Annotated in this window: 6 protein-coding genes; 1 reads left to right on the forward strand and 5 read right to left on the reverse strand. The window is 67.8% G+C overall.

The window, feature by feature from the left end:
- Window positions 1–291 precede the first annotated feature (291 nt).
- Both V7E09_RS14415 and V7E09_RS14420 read right to left on the reverse strand, forming a co-directional pair.
- Window positions 292–714, reverse strand: coding sequence for a thioredoxin family protein (locus tag V7E09_RS14415; protein ID WP_324523596.1), 423 nt, complete (start codon window positions 712–714; stop codon window positions 292–294).
- A gap of 7 nt (window positions 715–721) precedes the next feature.
- Complete coding sequence (locus V7E09_RS14420; RefSeq protein ID WP_324523597.1) at window positions 722–1,180, reverse strand: DUF4395 domain-containing protein; 459 nt, start codon at window positions 1,178–1,180, stop codon at window positions 722–724.
- 349 nt (window positions 1,181–1,529) lie between these two features.
- Here V7E09_RS14420 and V7E09_RS14425 point away from each other — a divergent pair, with 349 nt between their 5' ends.
- Window positions 1,530–1,835 (forward strand): hypothetical protein, encoded by a 306-nt coding sequence (locus V7E09_RS14425; RefSeq protein WP_324523598.1) that lies wholly within the window; start codon window positions 1,530–1,532, stop codon window positions 1,833–1,835.
- Between the two features lie 288 nt (window positions 1,836–2,123).
- Here the strand turns inward: V7E09_RS14425 and V7E09_RS14430 are convergent, their stop codons facing one another.
- The 3 genes from V7E09_RS14430 to V7E09_RS14440 form a co-directional block, all read right to left on the reverse strand.
- Entirely contained in the window at window positions 2,124–3,236 is a 1,113-nt protein-coding gene (locus V7E09_RS14430) for a glutathione S-transferase C-terminal domain-containing protein (RefSeq protein WP_324523599.1), read from the reverse strand.
- Between the two features lie 20 nt (window positions 3,237–3,256).
- Entirely contained in the window at window positions 3,257–4,252 is a 996-nt protein-coding gene (locus V7E09_RS14435) for a glutathione S-transferase family protein (RefSeq protein ID WP_324523600.1), read from the reverse strand.
- Between the two features lie 220 nt (window positions 4,253–4,472).
- A partial coding sequence (locus V7E09_RS14440) for a hypothetical protein (RefSeq protein ID WP_442956899.1) occupies window positions 4,473–4,845 on the reverse strand: 373 nt, incomplete at its 5' end.

The raw sequence follows: 4,845 nt of genomic DNA on the forward strand, positions 1-4,845 counted from the left end.
GGCAAACTCTGTCGCCCCCAGCGAGCCAGGAAGCGATCACCAGCCGCGCAACACACCCATCCACAGCTCTTGACGATTCCTCCAAAGCCCATCGCACCGGTTCCATTCCCCAACACTGTGCGAGGGCCGGTGAAGGATGCGGATGACCGGACAGGCCCCTCCAGGCGCTGACTGGCCGGCATGAGCCGAAGGTGGGCGCGCTGCCTTCCGGTGCGGGGTTGTCAGCCACCGGCGAACGGCCCTTGTTCGGCACCGGGTGGTGCCGAACAAGGGCCGTCGGAGGAATTCGGGTCAGGCTGCCTGAGCAACCTCATCGAGCGCGCTGAGCACATCGGCCTTCTTGGGGGCTCCGACGATGCGCTGGCGCACCACCCCGTCGGCGTCCAGAAGGAGCACGGTGGGGGTGCGCATGATGCCGAACTCCTCCACCAGGTCGAGCCGGGTTTCGGCGTCCACGTCGATGTGCGCGATGGTCGGGTCGGCGTCGGTCACCTCGGTCAGGAGCCGGTGCGTGGCGCGGCAGGGGGCGCACACCGACGAGGAGAACTGCACGAACGTGGCCTGCGAGCCCAGATCACTGCCGAGGCGCGTCGCGTCCAGATGGGGGACGGACGGCCCGGCGACGGCGCGGGCCCGTCCATCCGTGACGTGTCGGTACAGGCCGAACGCGAGCGCGACCGCGACCGCGCCCAGCACTACCCATAGCCCGGTCATGGCTGCCTCAGCTCGCCGTCGACGGGCCGAGGATGCGCTTGCCGAGCAGGTACAGCTCGCAGCCGAGGCAGAAGTCGAACACCGCGTTGAGAAGGGCCGCGATTAGGGCGAAAGCAATGGCGATGTAGAACAGCACCGGCAAAGCGACGATCCAGCCGAGGAGCCCCGCGAGAGCGAACACCAAGCCGACGGTCTGCGCGAACCGGGGCGGGGCGGCGTCTTCGAGTTCAGTGGGCGGCGCGAGGCGGGGCCGCACGAACCGGCGGTAGATGATCCCCCACGGCTGAGCGCCGAGCCCTAGCAGCGAGCCCGCGGCGAAGGCGAGCGTCTGGATGATCAGCAGGACGAGAGCGGGAATCGAGGTCGGCCCCAAGAGGATGATGAGCGCGAGCAACACCGAGGTGATGACGGCGCCGAAGCGCGGGCTGCGCGGGTCGATCTGGGTGACGGCAGAAGTGGTAGGCATGGCAGTCCTTGCAGCGAGTGAGTCGTGAGGGGCCACACGGGCGTGGCGGGGCGGCAGCGACCAGGGATCGCCGACAACCAGAAAAGAGAAGGGCCGCCCTGGGAGTGCCTCAGGAACGGCCAGCGTGCGTTGTCGGGCCGATCAGCAACAGCGACAACACATGTCCACGCGCACGGCAGCCGCGACGGCGGCCCGGGTTGCGTTGAACATGCAAGCATCCTACCGCCGGAGCCGGGGCCAGCCAAGCGGCGACCCTGCCTGCGAGACACAGCAAGGCCACCGCACTCACGGGCACGTTCCTTCTTCTCCCACGGATCCCTTCTGCCCGCGGAATCAGTAGGCTCCGGCCATGCCGACTCGACAACAAAGGATCCGCCGCGAAGGCTGGGGATTCGTGGCGGGCTCCGCCATTGTGTGGACGACCTATGTTGTCTTGCAGCTCTCACCCCTGGAGAGAATCACGTACGAGGGAACTTCTGTCCCACCTACGGTCATTTTCACGTCGCTTGTTGGCCCGTTCCTCGTGATGCTGGCGCCGCCGCTCCTCGTCGTCGGAATTGCGCTCCTGAGAACGTCTTTCTTGTGGGAGCCCACGCCGACACCCGAGCCCGATGTGGACGAAGATCTGGGCCTCCTCCCGCCAGTGTTCCTCTGACGACAGAGCGGGTCGCCAACGAGACCTGGGCCAGCCCTCCCCCTGCGGAGTTCTCCGCCCCGGTCCCTGCCCCCGTGGACTCATCGCACACCCAGTGGGGGCCGCCCTCGACGGGCTCTGCAGCCAGTCCTCCACGCTAGAACGTCCGGACCAGATCTTCTGGCGGTGACAACCTGATCCAGGAAGCCGTCAGCACCACCACACCGAGCGTCCTCGTCATGGTTTGGATGCCCGGACATGCAGAAGCCGGCTCCACGGCAATTCTGCCGTGGAGCCGGGTTCTCGCGATCAGCGACCCGAAAGGACCGGGGCGACGCCGAAGCGCCACAGTTCGGCGGAGCCTCCGGTGCCGGGGCCGGACGCCAGCGGGGAGCCGGTGAGGCCCTCGCGTTCGGACGGCTCTTGCCACTGGGCGAGCGCCTCGGCCGCGTTCGGGAGCGCGAGCTTGCCGGTGAAGCCGTTGTGGCGGATGTACTCCCCCGACGGGCCGGGCAGCAGGCCCAGGTAGTACTGCTCCAGTTCGTCGGCGAAGCCTTGGGCGAACAGGTCCCGGGCGTAGGCCCACAGGTTCGGGAAGTCCTGCAGGTGCAGCACCTGCTCCCCCTCCAGGATTTCCGCGATCCGCGGACGGTAGGCCCGCTCGTAGGAGGACAGCGTCACGAACAGGCGGACGTCGGAATCGGTGAGCTTCTCCCCGAACAGGTAGCGGCGCGACGCGAGCCGGAACTCGTAGTCCCGCAGCCGGGCGTGGAAGACCGCCAGGGCAGCCTCGGCGGCCGGGCGGTTCGCCGCGAACAGCACCTTGTAGGTGCCGTTGTTGACGTCGTCGAAGATCTGCTGGTTCAGCAGGTCGATCTCCGAGCGCAGCTCGGCCGGGTACAGGTCCGGGGCACCAGCGGCGTGGAAGGGACGCCACACCGTCTCGAAGTCGATCCCGATCGTGTGGTAGTTGTTCGAGATCACCTTGCCGGTCTCGAAGTCGAGGATCGTCGGGGAGGTGCCGCGCCCCTGGAACCCGGGGTCGGTGCGGGCGTACAGGTCGTTGAGCTTGTGCGTCCCGAACTTGCCCACCACGTCGCCGTAGCGGGTGATCAGCCACGAGTCGGGGGCCCGGGTGTAGAGGGACTCGAACGGCACCGCCTCCGACAGGCCCAGCAGGCGCAGGATGATGAGCTGACGCCGGTTCCAGCCGCAGCCCACGCTGCCCAACAGCCGGTAGCGTCCGGGCTCGACGGGTGCCTGGTCGGGGCCGTCGCCGAACCGGGTGGTAAACCAGTTGCGCTGGCGGCGGAAGGCGCCGTCAGTGGTCTGCTCGGGGACGATGAGCTTGTTGGTGCTGCTCGGGTCGCGCGGGAGCGGCTCGTTGATCTCCGCTTCCTGCTCCGCGGTCAAAATGGCCATGGTGATTCTCCTTGTGAAGGCTAGATTCGCCAGTCAGTGGCGGGTCCCAGGGGCACGATCCCGGACGGGTTCAGGTGCAACTGGGTGCCGTAGTAGTGGCGCTGAATGTGGTCGAAGTCGGTGGTGGAGCCGAACGCTGGCAGGGCATACAGGCGTCGCGCGTACGCCCACAGCGCCGGGTAGTCGACCAACCGTTGCCGGTTGACCTTGAAGTGGCCGTGATAGACGGCGTCAAAGCGAACCAGAGTCACCCACAGCCGGACGTCCGCCTCGGTGAGCCGGTCGCCGAACAGGTACGGCCCGCCGTCGCCCAGGCGGGATTCGAGCCCGTCGAAGGCGTCGAACACCTCCCGGTAGCCGGCCTCGTACTCGGCCTGGGTGCGGGCGAAACCCGCGTGGTAGACGCCCGCGTTGACGTGTTCGCCGACGTGGGCGTTGAGGGCGTCGATGTCGGCGCGCAGATCGTGCGGGTACAGGTCGATCTCGGGGTGCTGCGCCCAGTCGTTGAACTGCGATCCCAGGTCGAGCGTGATGTCGGGGAAGTAGTTCGACACCACCTGGCCGGTCTGCTTGTCCCACAAGACGGGGACGGACACGCGTCCGGTGTACGCCCCGTCCGGCACGGACGCCGCATAGGCCTGCGCCAGGAACGCGAAGCCCTGCCCACCCGTGTCGAGAGTCTGAGCTCGCCCGGAGCGGAACGCCCACCCGCGGCCGTCCCGGATCGGGTCGACCACCGAGACGCTCACCGCGTCCTGGAGGCCCTTCAGCGCCCGCACGATGAGGGTGCGGTGCGCATACGGGCACGCCAGCGACACGTACAGGTGGTAGCGACCCGACGCGGGAGCGAACGGCCCCTCGGGGGTGATCCGTCGCCGGAACGGGTAGGCCTCGCCCGTGCCCTGGGGCCCGAGCCCGAACGGCGCGAGCTGCGTCCCGCCGCGTGGGGCGTAGATGGTCCCGTAGGTGTCGAAGTCGACCGGGCCGGCCTCCTGGGCCGGGGTCGTGATCGTCATGTCGCTCCGTAACTGGGCAGAGGGTTCGGTCCTCGGTGGACTGGGCCTCAGTCCTCGGCGGGCTCAAGCTCAGTCCTCGGCGGGCTCAAGCTCAGTCCTCGGCAGGCTGGGCCTCAGTCCTCGGCGGGATCAGGCTCAGTCCTCGGCGGTTGGGGAAGGGATTAGGGAAAGGGGAAGGGAGGAGGTGGGTGGGGCCGGGGGCGGCCCCACCCAGAGCGGACTACTGCTCCAGCCAGATCTTGTAGGCGCCGAAGGGCTGTCCGGACGCGCCGTCGATCGTGACGCCGTGGACCTTCTTCGTCGTCGCCAGGTTGTCCTGGGTCTGGTAGAGCGGCAGCACGTAGAACTTGCTCGTCACGTACTGCTGGAACTCGTTGTAGGTCGTCTTGCGGGCAGCGAGATCCGTGCTGAACCGGCCCTGATCCAGCAACTCATCGACCTTGGGATCGTTGTAGTTGCCGTAGGCGATGAACCCGCGGGTCGGATCGGAGGAGTACAGGATGTCCAGGCCCGAGGCCGGATCGGCGCCGCCGTAGGAGTTGTCGAAGATCTCGAAGTCGTTGTCCTTCATCGACTGCTGCGACGTCCCCAGG

Source organism: Propioniciclava sp., from assembly GCF_036744435.1.
Lineage (GTDB): Bacteria > Actinomycetota > Actinomycetes > Propionibacteriales > Propionibacteriaceae > Propioniciclava.